This is a genomic window from Agrobacterium sp. 20P9.1.2 (assembly GCF_057799395.1).
The window spans coordinates 288,092-306,107 of the sequence record NZ_JBYOKI010000003.1 but is presented as its reverse complement, the minus strand read 5'-3'; the positions used below and the strand labels follow the sequence as shown (position 1 = coordinate 306,107).

The window sequence follows — 18,016 nt, the reverse complement described above, 5'->3', positions numbered from 1 at the left end:
AATGCCCGCCACCAAGCAACTCATGTGCAGCCTGAGACCGGAGCAAAGTGTCGAACGACAATCGTGTTTAAGCATATTCAGAATAAACGGTGAAGTTGCTTTATCGCATATGGACCGCAACGTTCATTTGTGCATGATCCGCGTCACAGGGAATGGGGAAAGTGCATGTCTGAAAATGTTCTTGGTAACGGCGAAATAGAGAAGTCGGTGTTCGACAGCAGTTTGTCGGTTGAGGCAAAGGTCGAGCGTGCGAGGACTGAGCTGCTTGACTTGTCAGCACGAAATAGGCTGCTGAACGTCCCCAGGTTCTCCAAGAGTGCCAAGACGATCGACATAGTCGACGAGCAGTCTGCGGAAATTTTCCGCATCCTTGTCACCGAGGCCAAGGCGATGACCTTTCTCGCAGGCGCCAAGGGGCGAGAGCAGAAGGACGGTGAGGAAGCAGAAGACGTTCTGGAACTGGCCCTTCCGGACGATGAAGAATGTGACGGGTCCGGTCGTCTCGTTCGCCACGGGGACACCAAGCTTCAAACGCGAATGACGCCCAATGCACTTCAGAAGCGTCTGCTGGATCTCTATTTTGACGCGCGGACGCTCGAGGAAGAACAAGGCGTTAATATTCTGTATCTCGGCCTGGGCACACTCAAATGGGTCGACCCAAACAACGCTGAGAATGTCCGTTATGCGCCATTGATCCTCGTTCCGGTGGCCTTGGAGCGCGCAAGCGCAGCAGAACGTTTCAAATTGCGCGCCCGACAAGAGGACTTTGCTTCAAACCTGTCGCTGGAGGCCTTCCTCGACCGGGTCCACAAGATTACCATGCCGTCGTTCGACGCATCCGATGACTTTTCTTTTGGAGCTTACGCCGAACAGGTCGGGGAAGCTGTATCCATTAAAGCAGATTGGTCGGTTCAGCCTGACGACGTTGTGCTTGGCTTTTTTTCGTTCGCCAAATTCCTGATGTACCGGGATCTGGATCCTACCCTCTGGCCCTCTGGTGCCAAGTTCACCGACCGAACCCTGATCACCTCACTTGTATCCGACGGATTTCCGAGAAACGATGATCTACTGTCCGAGGAAGCGAGAATTGACGCTCATATCTCGCCCGCTGAGATGACGCACATCGTTGACGCTGACAGCTCGCAGACCGTGGCAATTCACGAAGTCAGAAGGGGGCATGATCTTGTCATTCAGGGTCCGCCCGGAACCGGAAAATCGCAGACTATTGCCAACATCATTGCCGCCGCTGTGGCCGACGGTAAGACGGTTCTGTTCGTCGCCGAGAAGATGGCTGCTCTTGAAGTGGTAAAAAGGCGCCTTGATCAAGCTGGCGTCGGTGACGCTTGTCTTGAGCTACATTCGAACAAGGCGAACAAGAAAGCTTTGCTGGGTGAGCTTCAACATGTCTGGGAGCTCGGCGCGCCAAAAGGAGAAATTTCCGATGCGGTCGATAGGAGACTTGTCGAAGCGCGGGACAGTCTCAACTCACATCCAGAACGTCTACATCAAGTGTATCTTCCATACGCTCTGACACCATACCAAGTAATCGGTCAACTGTCGCGCCTTCGGCAGATGGGGACGCCCCCGTCGGAGATCGAGCTGCCGGAAGCTGCAAGCTGGTCACCGGAAACGCGAGAGCGGATACAGGGCCTCCTTAGCGAGCTCGCTCAACGGATCGACGATATCGGGCTTCCATCGCAACACGCTTGGTCAGGTGTTGGCCTCACGTCGATTACCCCGCTCGACCACGAGCGGCTTACCAAGCGTCTGAAGGACACCGCTTCCGACCTGTCATCGCTTCGACGCGACATGGTTGATGTGACGGCATCTTTGTACAGCGAGCCAATTTCCTCGATCTCTGAATTCAGCGAGAAAGTCAGGCTGGCTGAAGCGATAGCGACAGCCCCTCATGCAATCTCGTCCAGCGCACTCTCCTCATCGGTGTGGGAAGAATCGGAGGGGGATGTACAGAAACTGGTGCGCGCCGGATCGGAGCTCTCGCGCCTTTCCAGCCAAACTGCCGAGCACTTCAAGGATGGCGCTTGGGAAATTGAACCGCGACCGATGCTGGAACAGTTCAAGCAGCTTCCGGCTTCATTTCCGGAAAGCGGCTTCGGAACGATACGACAGATCGATGCGGCATTGCCCCGTTTCCTTCAGTCGGTCATCTCCTTGAAGCAGATGCTCGGAATAGATGCGTCTTCCACGCTTGGATCGATCGGCAGGTTGGTAGATATTGGCGACAGGGTGGCGGACGCGCCGGACGCGAGCCCAGATGCATTCGTTGCAGCAATATGGGAGCGCGGCCTAGAGCAGGCTGGTGATCTGGCTGAAGCTGTTGCCATCTACAGGCGGACCAAGGCCGAGTTGGACGGTAAGATGTCCGAGCAGGCCTGGGACATGGACCTTTCTCTGACGCGAACGGCTGTAGCGCTTCATGGAAGGAAGGCGCTGAAGTTCTTCAGTGGCGACTGGCGGAGAGCCAAGGCGTTACTACGAACCATCATGCCGGAAACAACCCCTGAAGAAACCGTTCGTCTGCTCGATCTCCTGCAGAAGGGCAAGCAGGCTCGGACAACCATAAAAGATGGTGACAGCCTAGGGCGCGGGGCGTTCGGCGCCGATTGGCGCGGTGAGCGGACAGATCCGCGTCCGCTAGAGGATCTTGTCATATGGATGAGGAGTCTCAGAGGCCTCGGGCCGGAAGCGCGTGCGATTGCTGGTAGACTGACCGACAAGCGCGCCCTCAAGGCTCGGTGCGATCAAGTTCGCGGCATGTTGGAAGAGGTGCGAAGGCTCCTCCTGACATTATGGTCGGATTTGGGAGAACAGGGCGGCATGCTGCTCAAGGACGCTGCTGGGCCTGAGGAGGTACCTCTCGCTCACGCGATTCCGGTCTTAAAAGAGATCACGACCGCAGACATGTCGTTTTCAACAGTCGCGCTCTCATCTCCAGAGAACAATGGCCTTCGTGTTCAGTGGCTGGAGCAGCTTGCGACTGGGCGCGATCGCAAGAAATCCATGTTGAGCCTCGGCGATCTGGGTAACGCAGCTTTTGGAGAACTCTGGAGGGATGGTGCGTCCGATTGGTCCACCTTGTCGGGAATCGTCGAATGGATCGAGAATAATCGGGATCTTCGCATTCTGGCGTCCAAGGTATCGGACCGTGCTGGATTGGCTGTTAAAGCCCGCAAAGCTTCTGACGATTGCGCAAAGATGATCGAGCGCATTGCCGATATAACTGAGTTTCTCCGAGCAGACCTTGATTTCATCTTTGCCAGCGACGTGCTCGCAGACATCGGACTCGAAAACATCGGAAACGTTCTCCAGCGATGGGTGGAGAGCGACGAGGAACTCTCGAAGTTTGTTGCTTACAACGGAAGGGCCACCGATGCTGCGCAACTTGGCGTCGGTGCAATCATCGAGGGGCTTGAGAGCGGCGCATTTAAAACATCCCAAGTCATCGATCATTTTGAAATCGCCTTCTATGAGGCGATCTTGCGGCATCAGCACTCAAGGAATCCTGAGCTTGCGCGGTTTGATGGTGAGGTTCATGGTCGCTTAGTGAACGAGTTCGCCGAACTCGATCGCAACCGCATGCGCCTGTCGAGGCTCGAGGTCGTCAGGGCTCATCATAGCAGGATTCCTCAGGTCAGCGGCATAGGACCAGTCGGCATTCTCCGCGGAGAGATGGCGCGCAGGCGTAACCACATGCCGATCCGGCAACTCATGCAGAGGGCCTCACCAGCCATACAGGCGCTGAAGCCTGTCTTCATGATGAGTCCTCTATCAATTGCGCAGTTTCTGCCGCCGGGCGCTCTCGAGTTTGACCTTCTCGTGATGGACGAGGCCAGCCAGATCCAACCAGTCGATGCTCTGGGAGCGATTGCGCGCGCCCGTCAGGTCGTCGTCGTCGGCGACGAGCGTCAGTTGCCTCCGACGAAATTCTTCTCGAAGATGACCTCAAGCGGATCTGAGGACGACGACGAGCAGGATGGCGCAAGCGTCTCGGACATCGAAAGCATCCTGGGTTTGTTCTCGGCGCGGGGTCTCCCGGAAAAAATGCTGCGGTGGCATTATCGTAGTAGACACCAGTCGTTGATTGCGGTCTCGAATTCCCAATTCTACGACGACAAACTTTTCATCGTACCGAGCCCGTATACGCAGGAGGCAGGTATGGGCCTTCGGTTCCACCCCGTGAGCGGTGGCACGTTCGATGACGGCGTAAATAAAGTCGAGGCGAGGGCCGTAGCGGAGGCGGTCATCCGCCACGCCATCAACACGCCGCAGCATTCGCTCGGCGTCGCTGCGTTCTCTGTGAAGCAGAGGCGCGAAATTCAAGACCAACTCGAAATCCTTCGGCGTCTCAATCCCGCGACTGAGGACTTCTTCCATTCCCATCCACACGAACCGTTCTTTATCAAAAACCTTGAAAACGTTCAGGGCGACGAACGCGACGTAATTCTAATTTCCGTGGCCTATGCAAAGAACAGGCAAGGTTACATGGGGATGCGGTTCGGCCCGCTAGGAGCGGAAGGGGGCGAACGTCGGCTCAACGTACTGATCAGCCGAGCAAAACGTCGATGCGAAGTTTACGCTTCGATCACCGACGAAGACATTGACCTTGAGCGGGCAAAGGGGAAGGGCGTTGCCGCATTCAAGCTGTTCCTGCACTACGCGCGGACTGGGCGACTATCGATTTCTCAGCGAGCCGAACGTGACATGGACAGCGTATTCGAAGAGCAGGTTATGACGGCGCTACATGAGAGAGGTTACCAGGTTCATCCGCAAGTTGGGATCGCCGGCTTTTTCATTGATCTTGCCGTGGCTGACGACGCAGTCCCTGGCCGGTATCTCCTCGGCATAGAATGCGATGGTGCATCCTATCACGATTCCAGATCCGCTCGGGATCGCGATCGGTTACGGCAAGCGGTCCTCGAGGACCACGGTTGGACGATACATCGGATTTGGAGTTCCGATTGGTTTCAACGACCCAAGGCAGAGCTCGACCGGGTCGTTGAGGCCATCGAGCGTGCGAAAGCCAATGTACTTCAGGGAGATTCGGCAGCAGAAGGCCCGCGCCGCGCAGTCTCGGTCGAAGTGGTCACGATCGAAAGGGACGCGGTGACGGAAATTAGTCTGGAACCTGTTTCGTTCGCAAGTTCAACTCCTTTCTACGAGGAAGCCTCACTGAGGGCAGACTTCAGATACGAGCTTCACGAGGCTCCCCTGCCTTTCTTGGTATCTCTGGTCAGGGAAATGGTGGAGATAGAAGGACCGGTGCATCGCGACGAGGTCGTGGTCAGGATTCGCACAGCCTGGGGCCTCCAGCAAGCAGGTGGACGTATCCGTGCGCACGTCGGTCGTGCACTTGATGCGTCGGTAAGCGGCGGACACGTTTACAGATCGGGAGAGTTCCTGCTGTGGCCAGGTGTAGATGCGAGGCTCCGCGACCGCAGCTCAGCGCTTTCGCCGAGCCTTAGAAGGATCGAGATGATACCGCCCATGGAGGTCGATGAGGGGATCCTTTCAGTCTTGGAAGCGGGTTTCGGTGCTACGGAAGATGAAACCGTAAACGCGATCGCACGCGGTCTCGGCTTCCGTGCGACGAGCTCGCAATTGAAAGAAGTCATCAAGTCGCGCATCGGATTACTGGTGGCGGAGGGACGGGTTCAAGTTCGCGACAATATGCTGATCGGTGCATCCACCATGTGACGCGGCCGATTTATTGAGTGCGATGGATAGAATGCTTAAACCAGCCAATTACCTCAGGACCAACCATGATTTTTCTAGATGAATACAAAGCCCTCACAAAGGTCCGCGAGATCCTCGAAGCCACCGATGAGGCGACCATAGTGGTCGCTTTCTGGGGTAAAGGAGCAATCGATTCGCTAGGACTTCGCAAGCCTTGGCGATCCCTGAAGATCGTATGCAATCTCGAGTCTGGGGCCTGTAATCCGTATGAAATCGAGGAGCTGCTGCAACTCGGCGCTTCCGTTGAAGTTCGGTCTGACTTGCGACTTCACGGCAAGGTTTACTTAACCGGATCCGGAGTCGTTCTCGGTTCTTCGAACGCATCGACCAACGGGCTGGTCGTTGAAGGCATTGCTGCTTACGGCTGGTCAGAGGCAAATGTCTTCTCCGACGATACCGAGCTAAACCCCAAAATCCAAGACTGGTGCAATGAGCGGTTCGCAGGGGCAAAACCTATAACTAAAGCCGACATTGTTGCTGCTCAGAGGCTCTGGAAAATTAGAAAGGACGCGTCCGATCGCACAGCCGCTTCGGCGGACGATCTGATCCAAGCTGTGCGAGAAAAGCCTTTGGATTTCGCTGACTCAAAGATCAACGTCGTGCGGTGGGAACGGAAGGCGACCGATGAGGCGGAAGAGGCGTACAACAGTGCGGTCAAAGCGGATCGTCTCTTGGAAGGCACCGACTACTATGAAGGTTGGGGAGATAGCATGGAAGTTGGCGATTGGCTCATCGACTACCACATCACCCGATCAAAGGCCGTTTTCACAGGATATTGGAAGGTGGTGGAGAACCAAGGTGAACTTACGATCGTGAGGGAGCAAGACGCTATCGCGCTTCCTGCTGTCGGTGTTCTAACGGTGGATGAAGCCCACAGGGAGCTAATCGCCGAGATGATATTTGCTTCCTCGAAAACCATCAAATCCGGAAAGAAGGAAAAGGTGACGCACATCGGAGACTTCATCAAAGAACTTGATGAATGGTTGCTTAGATCACCTTGATCTGATGTCGTAATGGTCCCAGCAATAGCGACTGTCTTTCACACTGCTGATCGTACACGGCGGACAGGTACGGAACGCTTAATTAGGCACCGCGTTCGCAGGTGCGGGCGATGTCGGGGGCGGCGACCTGCACAAGGCAAGCGATGCAAACGGGATTGCGGATGGAAGAGCACAAGTGGAGAAGACAATCCTCGAAGCTGCGGGAGGTCCAATGCGGCTCCGCGAGGCGCGGGGTCGTCTTTTCATTCTGAAAACGTCTGCGTCTGAGGGTCTGCCAGCCATTGTAGCTATCCAAGGGAACTCGGCCACAGATTAGGCGAGAGCGGACAACGTGGGGGTAGAACAGCGGTTATCGTTTGGCGGGTTGAAACTTTGTCCATCTTGAGAGGGTTGCCTAGTGCCGCGACAAGACGTGGTCTAACTATTCCAGAACTTCTGTCGTACAATCGATAGCAAGAATGGGTATGTGTGGTCGGATGCGTTGGGAGGTTTGGTTAACTAACGTTTATGGACACACGCAGGATGCTCTGGTGAGCATCGGTTACTTTCAACAACCTTTTTCCAGCCAATCCAGTTACGACGGGTCCGGGATGCTTTTTAGCACCCTCCTTCACATGCACGACGAGCGCGGCGTTTGGGCAAAGATTTTGTAGCGTGATATTCGAATTTAAGTCTGAGCCATGATGAGGAAGCGCCAACATATGCACGGAGGGCAAGTGGGCAGAATAAGCCGCTGCAAAGGCGTCAACATCAGCTTTGTTGAGGAGTTCGGAATCTCCTGTATTCAGCCATGCCGGAGGCCATTCACCCCAGAAATGAGGGGCATCATATTCAAACGCCCGGTTCCAGCGAAAATAACCGTGTTTCCTCTTTGATTCATCGAAATGAATAGGGACGCTGAGTAGTGATAACGAGGCTCGATTGGAAGAACCAACGAAGAGCTTGAAGACTTTTTGCAGATCGCTCCGACCGGAAGGAGTGCGTGCGTGAAGAGCTATGGCGTGCGCAAGTCGTCCTAAACCCGGCCGGGAAGCGACAGCACGACTGCTTATGCGCAAAAGTGAATACAGAGCCGTTCGAAGACCTCTGAGTGAGCTGGTGCTTATCGCTGTCCGGTACGGCTTTAACAGAAGGCCAGTGTTTTGGTTGGAAACGTAAATCTCGCAGCCGTTTTGATTAACAATTTCAACGCTATCATCGGTCTTCTTCTCCGACCCGGATTTTGTGGCTGGCGCAGGAACCGCTGTTGGCATCGGCCTCATCTTTGCGGTTAAGTCGCGGGTTTCCCAACCCACAGGTCTTATAGGGCGCGCTTCTGTAGGCTCCCCAGATTCCGAGCTCTCCGGGCCTCCTAGAAACGTCACGCGGCCGACGCCTCTCGACAGAAAAAATTGTGCGGGGTCGGAGACAAGTTCTACGAAACTACGCTGCAGTCTGCCTCTGCGGATTTCATGTAGCAAGGTGAAGGCGAGCTGGTCATCGTTGACATAGGGTACCATCACGTTGTTCACAACTGTTCCTGACAGCAGCGTATCCAAACCACTAACGTGGTCCGTGTCAAAATGCGATATGAATAGCCAGTCAACCGGAAACGTGTTGTTGGATATCCATGATGTGAGCACCTTGTCGAACTTCTTCGTGTTGCGGGCACCACAGTCGTATATCCAGTTGACAACATTGGCGCTATCAAAACGCGATCGTCCCGTATGAAATCCTCCGTGTCCGGCAGGATGTTGCGTCCATTCCACGTTCATTCTGAATCCTTAAATGCGTCGACGATACGTTTCCGGTAAGCTCAAGAAAATACAACCTAAGAATTTAAGGATCCCTTTCAATAAATGTGGATGACTACCAGTTCCGACGTCCCATTGCTTCTATATTTCGTTCGCTAGTATAGGTTGCGGACTGTTATTGTTTTAGGACACCTTAAAGTAAAGCTTTCACCATGAACCACGCTGCCCCGTCGAAGACTGTGCTTCAAACGATACTGGATTGGTCGCAAGGGCGGCCCATGTGGCAGCGTGATGCCCTTCGGCGTATTGTGACGGGCAGTACGCTTGATGCTGCTGCCGTCAACGAAGTTTTGCACCTCTGCAAGAAAGAGAACGGCGCGCCCGACATTCCACTGACGGCCGCGGCGTTGGAAGCGATACACTTGCCGGCTAACCCCGGTAATGGTGCAACAATCGCCTTGGTCTCCTTTGGAGATGTCGTCGGAGTAAACCAATTGGCTCCGAACCAGACCCTAATGTTCGAACAACAGGGCCTGACGATTGTTTACGGACCAAATGGAGCTGGCAAATCGGGGTATGGAAGAGTGTTGAAGCGCGCCTGCAGGGCTCGGAAAGCCGGAGAAATCATGCCCGACGCATTTTCTTCGACGATTGGCGTCAAAGCCACCGCTAGTTTTGTGATCTCTAAAGACGGCGTGCATCAGCCTGTACTGGGATGGGAGGACGATATGAGTCCTGATCCAGTGCTTTCCGCCGTCAGCGTTTTCGACCGCGAATGCGGCGCAGTCCACATCCAGGACAAGACAGAGGTCGCGTTCCGGCCCTTTGGGCTCGACATTCCCGACGACCTCGCGGCCGTCTGCACGCACATTAAGCTGCTGCTGCAGACCGAGGAGTCCCAGATCAATGCGCTCCGCGATCCAGTATTCGATATGCCAACTTGGCGGGCAACCACATCGGTCGGGCGTATTATGTCCTGCCTGAAGCACGATACGAAACTGCAGCCGCTAGCGATCCTCGCAATCATGACAGAAACAGAACGTGCACGCCTCCGGCAACTCACCGAAGACCTCGCTAAAAACCCAATTGAGGCGGCCGCCGAGCAACATCAGTTCGCCGATGGCATCGCGAAGATCGTGCGCTATCTTACGAAGGTTGAGGAATACTATTCCGACGATGCCCTGAATACGTTGAAATCGCTTGCAGACGACGCCAGGACCAAACGAGTTGCCGCTACGGTCGCCGCGGATGACGTCTTCAAGGGCGCCACTTTTCCAGCCGTCGGCGCGGAAGTATGGCGGGAGCTCTGGGAGGCGGCGCGGCACTACTCGAAGCATATCGAAAAGCAATTCCCGGCGGTAGAAGGCGAACACTGTGTACTGTGCCATCAGCCGGTGGGTGTCGAGGCCGGTGTGCGGCTGAGTGGCTTCGAGGGTTTCATCCGCGATGACACGGAAAAGCAGGCTGATGCGGCCGACAAAGTCTTTAGGAATTCACTGAAGAGGTTCGAGACGCATCAACCGGATATTCGACTAATAGCGGATATACGGAGGCGGATTGCCATCCAACATGGTGATTTGGCCGCCGACGTGCTGCGCTTTATGGCTACCTCCGATCTGCGTAGACGCCAGTGTCTGCGAGATATCGGTCACAACGGAGTCATGACCCTGTCACCGATGTCGGTAGTTCCAAAAACAGCGCTGCTGGCGCTTGAAAACGATACCCGCGCCTATGCCAGTCAGTTGGAGTCGGCAGCCGACGTCGAAGGCCGCGAAGTTTTACAGGCCGAGCATGACGAGCTCAAAGACCGTGCTGCAGCTATCGCCCTTGCTGAGGTCGCTAAAAAAGAGGTCTACCGGCTGGCAGATATAGAGCGCATTGCCAGATGCCTAGGGCAGACAGCGACGGCCCCTATTACGAAACTTGGCAACGACCTTGCCGATGACATCATCACTCCCCGTATGCGTGACCGCTTTCAGAGAGAGATCGTAAGGCTTGCGGCGGAGAAGGTCCGTGTTGAGGTCGTGCGTTCCGGTGGTCAGTACGGATCACCAAACTACCAAATCCGTCTGTTCGCAAATCCCAAGACCAAGGTGCATCTGGTGCTGAGCGAAGGGGAGCAAACCTGCGTAGCACTCGCGGCTTTCCTAACCGAACTCGCGACAGCCACACACAAGTCTGCTCTCATCTTCGACGACCCTGTTACATCGCTAGACCACCGCTGGCGCAAGAAGGTCGCGCGAAGGCTCGTCGAAGAGGCGAAGGAACGTCAGATAATTGTTTTCACCCACGACCTTGTGTTCGTAAATGACCTGAATGACAGCGCGCGCGGCCAAGGCGTGCCCGCTAAACTTGCAAACCTCTCACGGGGCCCAGAAGGTACCGGTATTGTGGGCGATGGATTGCCCTGGGATCATGCTGGCGTCAAGTCGCGCTTGGATCAGCTTGAGAAAGACCAGCGGGCGGGCAAGGCTCTGTATGATGCCAATGACGAGGCCGGCTATCGCAGTTCCGCTGTTAGAATCTACTGTTTTCTACGGGCCACGTGGGAGCGGGCGCTCGAGGAAATCGTTTTCGCGGGCGTGCTGATGCGGCATCGGGATTACATTGACACTAAGCATTTGAAGAAGGTCACCGCGCTGTTGGAGACGGATACGGAAGCGTTCCGAGCGGCGTTCAAGAAATGCAGTGACATCATCGATGCGCATGACCCGTCTCGCGTTCGTAATGATGAACCACCGCCACCCTCAGAGATTTCGGATGATATTAAAGCACTAAAGGACTGGGCCGACGCTCTGCGTATTCGGCAAAATGCCGTAGCATAGCTCCCGTACTTGTTCCCGCTATGAGATCGAAGCCCTTGCCTATGTCGAGCGCCTCAGCATCGCGAAGCTTAGCGTAATAGCTAGAGAGCTTGTCCAAAAGCGCTGCCGTGTAGACGCCCCTCATACCACTGCCGTCGATGCAGAGAACACGATAGGGGCGCTTCGTCGCGTCCAACCAAAAAAAGCCTTCCGCAACTACTTATCCCAACTGAAAATACTTAACTATTTCCTGCCCATCCAAACAACATTCCCCCGGTCCGGTTCGCAGAGGCAGTTGCATCGGAAACCCTATGAGACTTACAAGTCGTCGAAGGGCGCTCAGATTTTGCCCTGAGGAATAGACATGGGTCAGTGCATCAAAGGAAGCTCAGGCCGCCTTCGAGCTCTTCGACGAGGGAGAATGGCCTATTGGGGCGTTCGGCTAATGCCTCGTGCGCCCGGATCGCAAACTTGTGGGCCTCGGAAGAGTGCACGCGCTGTGCAGGTCCTTCGCGCATCCCTTACTGCCCGCAGTTCACAAGCTGGCGTCATGGTCTCACGGGCCGTCGCTATGTGAGCCATCAATGCCTGTGAGGTTTGTCCATGATTACCACGCCTGCAAGTGAGGCAAGGTGTGTGTCGCTCCGCTCACGTGCATGGCGGAGTTCCTCGACATGGGCTGCCGTGATCTGTTCTGCTGTCATCATCCAATGCGCCTCGCGAATTGTGGGAGGCTAGGCGCATGAGACCAGCCTCCAAGCAAAGGTGTCACTTATTGCCAGTCGCCTTGAGCGTCGAGTCTAGCTGGGCACCATTTCTGGACGCATCTTCGACGGTGTTGTTGAAGATCTTTCCGTAGTAGTATGCACCCTGATCCGCACCGTAGCCTATTGCCAGTGAAAACATGCCGAATGCAATCGCACCAAGTGGTCTGGTAAGCGACTCCTTAATTTCGCGAACGTCGTTCAACGTGTATCCGGCCGCACCAATGGCGAACAGAACCATGAGTCCACGCAGGGTCGGGTGCTTCACTTCAGCCGCGCCCACAAAGCTCATCACCGCCAAAAAGATGGCAAGCAGGGCGATAGCAATTGCGACAACCTGTAAAAACCTATGCATTTCAAAACCACTTTGATCTCAGTTGCCAGCGCTGAAGGCCAGATTCCCTTCGGGTCGATTGCCTCCAAATCCTTCATGCCACTCGTCTAGCTGGTGGCAACTAATCAATCGTTAACATCTGCGCTAGCGCTCGATAAGGCGGCTATCCCGATGGCAAAGCGGTAGCGGTTGGCGTATGGCCTCGAGCAATGTAGGATCAGCAGCGAGACCCACAGCGCGCCTTGCCGAAGATTTTCTGTTGGCTAAGCGACGGTCAGCAACACACCCCTTTTGCTCAGTCAAAAACTGCGATATGCACTTCTCGGCACTGGGGGAGTGTCTCCGATGAAAATGATATTCAAATATTTTTCGGCGGGCGTCGCCGAACACGTTTTCGCTCGCGATGGCCATGTCGGCATCAAATGCACGCTGCCAGCGGACTACAACGATCCGTACGAGCTATTCCTCGGTATTGATCTCGATCAGGGATCCGATCTCCTCGCCACCTACAGCGAGGTTGTGCAGGAGATCCCGCCGTATTTGACAACCTGCTTCTCGAAGTCTCCTGTCGTGACCCCGATGTGGGCGCACTATGGCGACAACCACAAGGGCTTCGTAATCGGGTTTGACGTGTCGGAGTTGCAGGAGGTCTATGAAGACCTTCTTGTTCGCGAGATCACATACCGAGATCGACCGAGCGAAACGCTGGTCTCATTCGCGAAGATGGCGGCACAAAGGAAAAAGCCTCGTGACGCGATGGCACTCCGGAACGCCGTTATCTTTGAAGGGTATTTCTCAAAGTACCGGGAATGGAGTTACGAGCAGGAGGTCCGTGCCGTCAATTTCGAAGACTACGTGGAGGATGTCGGAGGGTACAAGATCCTTTATGTGCCGGAGCCATGTGTCGCAGCGGTGATCTCAGGTGCCAAAGCATCAGCGGAATTAAAACAGGTTCTCGAAGAGACGGCGAACGGGCTCGGCGCTGACTATTACTCTGGGAAGATCGGCCGCAGTTATCCGTCGCCGTTCATGTTGACAGACCGCGGGAGCACGAGAGTGTATGCGGAAGGCGATATTGCTCCACCGATCGCGGAATGTGTGGAGTGTTCGGAGCCGTTGAGAGAAAAGGGGGATATCTGCCCTTGGTGTTCGATCGATGACGCGCAAAGATTTGAGGCTGCCGCCAACAATCCGTTCCGGATCCTGAATCACTATGGGCTGCTGGGGGAATACGTTGAAGGGTACCCCGTCAGACCGCGGAAGCGATACGAGTAAATGGCGCGCGAGACACTGAGCGTCGGCCTGACGCCTGATCTTTTACCCTGCGGAAACAATCTCGGGCGAGGATCTGCCAACCCATCCGTTTGAGCTCGTCGAGGTGGCGATTTTCCCACACCCTGTTGCGGGCGATTTTCTTCGACCAATAGTCTTGGTCTCCTTTGGCTCGCGATAGCCGCGGCGACAGTCGTGCATGTGCCAAAGCAGCCGTGAACCAGGATCACCTTCTCCCAGGAAGGAAAAACTATGTTCGGGGTGCCTGGGAGATCTCGTCGATGCAGTCTGTAACGATAACCGAGTGCATGCGCCACTTTCCGGACGATCATCTCTGGACGAGTGTCCCGCGATTGATTGCGCGCATGTTCTTGCTTCGCTGCGGACATGTCATAGGACGAAGATAGGGTTCCCGATTCTCCAAATCCAACAAAACGAAGAGATTGCCCCGAAAATCGGACTACCAGTTAACAGGGCGCGTGAATTGGAACGCGAGGCGAATCATGGTAATCGACGGTTGAATATCCTAGGCTCATGGCTGGGGGTGGAGCTGCTCCAATGAACTTCGATATCTACCCGCCCTCCAAAGGAGAGCTGAACTCCATCAAGGGCAAAGTGGGTCTGCAGCAGGACACCTGGGACGACTACGACTTCAAGACCACCTACTATCTTTATTATAGGGACAGCGAGAGCGAAGAGCTCCTGCTTGTTGGTAGCGTCAAAATCTTGAAGCTTGGACAGAAACGGCGCGAGCCCTTGCAGGTTATCGATTCGTTCGAACTCCTTGACGATCAATGGTGTTCTGTCGGTCGTTCACTCGACTATTACGAGAGACTCTCAACAATCAACGAGACCGATCGGGCAGAGATTCTGGCCTCCCTCAGAGACGTAGTGGCCAATCCATCACTCGTTCCTGACTTCCAAAACGAGCCCGGTTGGGGCAATTCGCTTTTCCGCGACAATGACACCTGGGATCGCTTCCTCGATGACGCGGCTGCCGTCCTGAATAAGGACTTCACCAAGCTCGCCGATCTCGACACCCCATTCGCGTTTACGCCAACCGACGGGTCAGATGAGCTGGCTCTTGATTTTTCCGCTCCTCCAGTCGTCGGCCTTCGTCGAATCAGGAGACTAGGGCCAAGTCGCAAAGAGGTCTTGCTTCCTCAGCGGATTGTCGCTTTGATCGGACGGAATGGATCCGGAAAGAGTACGCTGCTCTCGCGAATCTCCCATGTTGCGTTCGCGTCCGGATCGGAACGCAGTGTCGCGGCGGTCCGCGAATTGGGGACATTTCAGCCGCCCGATATCAACTTCTCGCGTGTCATAACGATTTCCTACAGTGCCTTCGATAGCTTTGACGTTCCCGGCCTGGATGGCCGTGACCGAATGCAGGTTGCCAAGGATATCTCTGCAGGGAGGGGACGGTTCGCGTATTGTGGACTTCGCGACATCTCGGCTGAAGCGCAGGAGCGCGAGGGTGCGCAATCTTTCGCGGATGGTCGCCCAACGATTACCCGTTTGAAATCGATCGACGTGCTTGCAGCCGAATTCGAGCAGTATGTCACAGCAATCAGCAACGGCGGCCGTCGACAGCTTTTCCTTGCTGCACTCGAGCCACTGCTTTCCGAGCCATCATTTGCTCAGCGAGGAGATGAAGGCGAAGCCGAGTTCATCATCAATGAACCGAAAACTTCGTTCCTGAGCTGGAGCACGGGTCACAAGATTGCATTGCATGTCATCGCCTCGCTGACGGCGCGAGCCGCTCGAAAATCGCTTGTGCTATTCGATGAGCCGGAGATGCATCTTCATCCCCCGCTGACCGCGGCGCTGATGCAGGCCATCAGGATCATCTTGGAAGAAGTGAATGCATTCTGCATTGTTGCAACGCACTCCCCAGTGGTCATCCAGGAAACGCTAGCACGCCACGTAAGAGTCGTTACTCGGGCTGGGGACACTGTCCATTTGACGCAGCCGAAGCTTGAAACGTTTGGCGAGAACGTCGGCATTTTGACATACGACATCTTCGGCCTGGTAGCCTCCGCGACAGACTTTCATGAAGTCCTGGATATCCTCGTGGACAGCGGTCTCGAAATCGAAGCTATCGAGGATTTCTTCACACCTGCGTTAAGCGGTCAGGCCCGTGGTTATGTTTTGTCAAAACTGGCAGGGCGCTCGAAAAAGAAATGAGAAATCTGCCGAAGCCGTCCAGGGAAACTGCACGGGATGATCTCCAGAAAGTTCTCTACACGTACCGATACGGCGGGGAAGATCTGGGATATGCGCCGACAGACGCCGAGATCGACGCCATCATCGCCATATACGATCGCTACGATGAACTGCTGGGATCGCCGTCACCAGAACTGAAGGGCCCGAACCTGGCGACGGACTTAAGGGCAGCAGTGCTGAAGGCGGACGGGCAAACCTATGAAGATGGAAAGATCCACCACGTAAGGACAAATGCCTTCGAGAAGGTTGACTTGTGTCCGATGTGTGGAATCGACCCGCCTGTCGAGCTCGATCATCACCTCCCCAAGTCGGTATTCAAGTCACTTGCCATTTACGCGCGGAATCTTGTTCCACTGTGCGAGGCATGTAACGGCGACAAACTGGCAGCCGACGCGGGGAAGTTTGCTCACGCCTACTTCGACATTTTGCCCGACGTTCAGTTCCTAAAGGTCGATGTCGCCGTCGATAATGGCGGTCTGACCGCGATTTATTGGATCGACGATGGCGCGGCGGTGCCCGGACCGCTGCTAGCCAAGATCAAATTCCAGATGGAGGCGCTTTCGATGAATGACCGTTTCCAGAAGGATGTGAACAATTACCTCGTCGGCCATACGACGGGGATACATATGGCCGCCGAGTTCAACGGCGGCGACGGCGTCCGCTACTATCTGCGTAGGCAAGCGCAGGTTGAAGAGGGTGCATTTTACCGAAATCATTGGCGGCCTGTCCTTCTTCATGCATTGGCAAGCCATGCTGGCTTCTGCGACGGGGAATTTAGAGATGTTCTTCCGGATGCGCAGGTTGCTGATCAGGTGGAAGACCTGACTGTCAAGGAACTGACCGAGGTATAATGAGTGCAAAGCCTGGAGGATGACGATGAAATACGCGGATGAAGAACTCGAGGTAATTAGAGGGGTAATAGAGCACGGAGGCATTTATACGATCGAGATCGATGCTTCCGAGATCCCCATGACTGAGGTGGAGGAAGCCTGGGACGGTATTGCCCCAGTTTTAACCAGCGGCTTTGAGATGCCACCATCGACCGTAATCCAGGACCCGGTAGCTGCGAATGAGATCCTGAAGAAGGTCGACACGTGGGGACAGATCGTCGTGCTTGTTTACCGAAGCGGAGGTCGCATTATCTACCGAAAGCTGCCCAGCGGACGGTACGAGGCTTCGGTAAGCCGAGAAGAGAGCTGAGGGATGGGCCAAATCGCCTACTCGGCTGCCACGGGATCGCCGATCGAGGCTTTCTGGACCTCCGATGAACAGTGGGCGGCACTTCGTGACGCTCCCCCCGGCAACCTGCTTATGCCAAAATCGATATGCCGGGCGAATTAGTCAAACGTGATCGTCACTGAAACGCAAACGTGATGCCAAGCTCCGCGAACCTCGGTCCGGCCGCCCGGATATCTGCCCACCGATAGAAGGTCGCGCTTACGGCATCGGTCGTGATCGCCACCGGCGCGCCGGTACTCTCCAGATCCTTTTTCGCCTTCATGAAATGCACGCCAAGACGGGACGCATATCCGAACAGCGACACGAATTCGTTCGAGAACCTGTCGAGTTCCTCCTGGCGATAGATCGTCTGCGGGCATCGGTTCCGCGGGTTCACGGCAATCTCCGCCGTGATGAAGCCTGCCTTGGTGAGCTGTTCGAGCACCTTCGGCTGAAGCTTTAGTTCCTCGCTGGCTTCCGCAGCACTGAGGCCTCCATGAGTTCTTTACGGAGAGCTTCGAGGAACGTCTCGATGGAATTCACATGCATGTTCATGACTGGGAGTCCTCATGTTTACGCGTGAACTTGGTGGGCTGATTCCAACTCTGGCGTTTGTTTCACTGTTTGTTCTGGAAGGCATTTTCCAGGCACCACGAGGTGCCTGGATGTCTGGTGGTCGGCCATCTCCCGGTTCGGACCGGGCGGTAGCCGCTCAACTAAGCTGGAAAATCCATTTTAGTTGAGCGGTCTCTCACGTTTGGTTGGACGCGACACCCTGTTCGTTCCCTTTAGAACTTTCAGGCGTCGAAGAACGCCTGAAAGTCGTTTCGGTCTATTGGAGAGCTTTACGCTGGATTATCCAGCGTAAATGCCTCCCGGAGCGTTTCTTAGTTGGACGCGACATTTTTAT

Annotated in this window: 12 protein-coding genes; 7 read left to right on the top strand and 5 right to left on the bottom strand. The window is 55.1% G+C overall.

What is annotated here, in order from left to right; all coding sequences use genetic code 11:
- The first annotated feature begins 165 nt into the window (after positions 1 to 165).
- Both AC27VJ_RS10810 and AC27VJ_RS10805 read left to right on the top strand, forming a co-directional pair.
- Positions 166 to 5,715, top strand: coding sequence for a DUF3320 domain-containing protein (locus tag AC27VJ_RS10810; protein ID WP_488684011.1), 5,550 nt, complete (start codon positions 166 to 168; stop codon positions 5,713 to 5,715).
- A 65-nt stretch (positions 5,716 to 5,780) separates the two neighbouring features.
- Positions 5,781 to 6,755, top strand: coding sequence for a phospholipase D family protein (locus tag AC27VJ_RS10805; protein ID WP_488684010.1), 975 nt, complete (start codon positions 5,781 to 5,783; stop codon positions 6,753 to 6,755).
- A gap of 494 nt (positions 6,756 to 7,249) precedes the next feature.
- On the opposite strand, the gene AC27VJ_RS10800 is transcribed toward AC27VJ_RS10805, so the two are convergent.
- On the bottom strand, positions 7,250 to 8,509 hold the full coding sequence (locus AC27VJ_RS10800; RefSeq protein WP_488684009.1) for a hypothetical protein: 1,260 nt from the start codon (positions 8,507 to 8,509) through the stop codon (positions 7,250 to 7,252).
- Between the two features lie 257 nt (positions 8,510 to 8,766).
- Between AC27VJ_RS10800 and AC27VJ_RS10795 the strand changes: the two genes are divergently transcribed.
- A complete protein-coding gene (locus AC27VJ_RS10795) occupies positions 8,767 to 11,313 on the top strand; it encodes an AAA family ATPase (protein WP_488684008.1) in 2,547 nt (848 codons plus the stop codon).
- Here the strand turns inward: AC27VJ_RS10795 and AC27VJ_RS10790 are convergent.
- Together AC27VJ_RS10790 and AC27VJ_RS10785 are read right to left on the bottom strand one after the other, a co-directional pair.
- Positions 11,255 to 11,437 carry a hypothetical protein gene (locus tag AC27VJ_RS10790; protein WP_488684337.1) on the bottom strand — a complete coding sequence of 61 codons (183 nt, stop codon included), beginning with the start codon at positions 11,435 to 11,437 and terminating at the stop codon, positions 11,255 to 11,257. The two genes, AC27VJ_RS10795 and AC27VJ_RS10790, sit on opposite strands and share 59 nt — an antisense overlap.
- 623 nt (positions 11,438 to 12,060) lie before the next feature.
- Positions 12,061 to 12,411, bottom strand: a complete 351-nt coding sequence (locus tag AC27VJ_RS10785; RefSeq protein WP_488684007.1) for a hypothetical protein — start codon at positions 12,409 to 12,411, stop codon at positions 12,061 to 12,063.
- Positions 12,412 to 12,735: 324 nt separating this feature from the next.
- Between AC27VJ_RS10785 and AC27VJ_RS10780 the strand changes: the two genes are divergently transcribed.
- Positions 12,736 to 13,665, top strand: coding sequence for a DUF2971 domain-containing protein (locus AC27VJ_RS10780; protein WP_488684006.1), 930 nt, complete (start codon positions 12,736 to 12,738; stop codon positions 13,663 to 13,665).
- Here the strand turns inward: AC27VJ_RS10780 and AC27VJ_RS10775 are convergent.
- A complete protein-coding gene (locus tag AC27VJ_RS10775) occupies positions 13,602 to 14,051 on the bottom strand; it encodes a hypothetical protein (protein WP_488684005.1) in 450 nt (149 codons plus the stop codon). The two genes, AC27VJ_RS10780 and AC27VJ_RS10775, sit on opposite strands and share 64 nt — an antisense overlap.
- A gap of 169 nt (positions 14,052 to 14,220) precedes the next feature.
- Here AC27VJ_RS10775 and AC27VJ_RS10770 point away from each other — a divergent pair, with 169 nt between their 5' ends.
- From AC27VJ_RS10770 to AC27VJ_RS10760, 3 genes are read left to right on the top strand one after another with little or no spacing between them, the layout of a single operon-like run.
- Positions 14,221 to 15,849: an AAA family ATPase gene (locus AC27VJ_RS10770; RefSeq protein ID WP_488684004.1), complete on the top strand. Its 1,629-nt coding sequence runs from the start codon at positions 14,221 to 14,223 to the stop codon at positions 15,847 to 15,849.
- A complete protein-coding gene (locus AC27VJ_RS10765; protein WP_488684003.1) occupies positions 15,846 to 16,739 on the top strand; it encodes an HNH endonuclease in 894 nt (297 codons plus the stop codon). Before AC27VJ_RS10770 ends, AC27VJ_RS10765 begins: the two co-directional genes overlap by 4 nt.
- Positions 16,740 to 16,764: 25 nt before the next feature.
- Complete coding sequence (locus tag AC27VJ_RS10760; RefSeq protein ID WP_488684002.1) at positions 16,765 to 17,088, top strand: hypothetical protein; 324 nt, start codon at positions 16,765 to 16,767, stop codon at positions 17,086 to 17,088.
- Between the two features lie 154 nt (positions 17,089 to 17,242).
- On the opposite strand, the gene AC27VJ_RS10755 is transcribed toward AC27VJ_RS10760, so the two are convergent.
- Positions 17,243 to 17,551 (bottom strand): hypothetical protein, encoded by a 309-nt coding sequence (locus tag AC27VJ_RS10755; RefSeq protein WP_488684001.1) that lies wholly within the window; start codon positions 17,549 to 17,551, stop codon positions 17,243 to 17,245.
- Positions 17,552 to 18,016 lie beyond the last annotated feature (465 nt).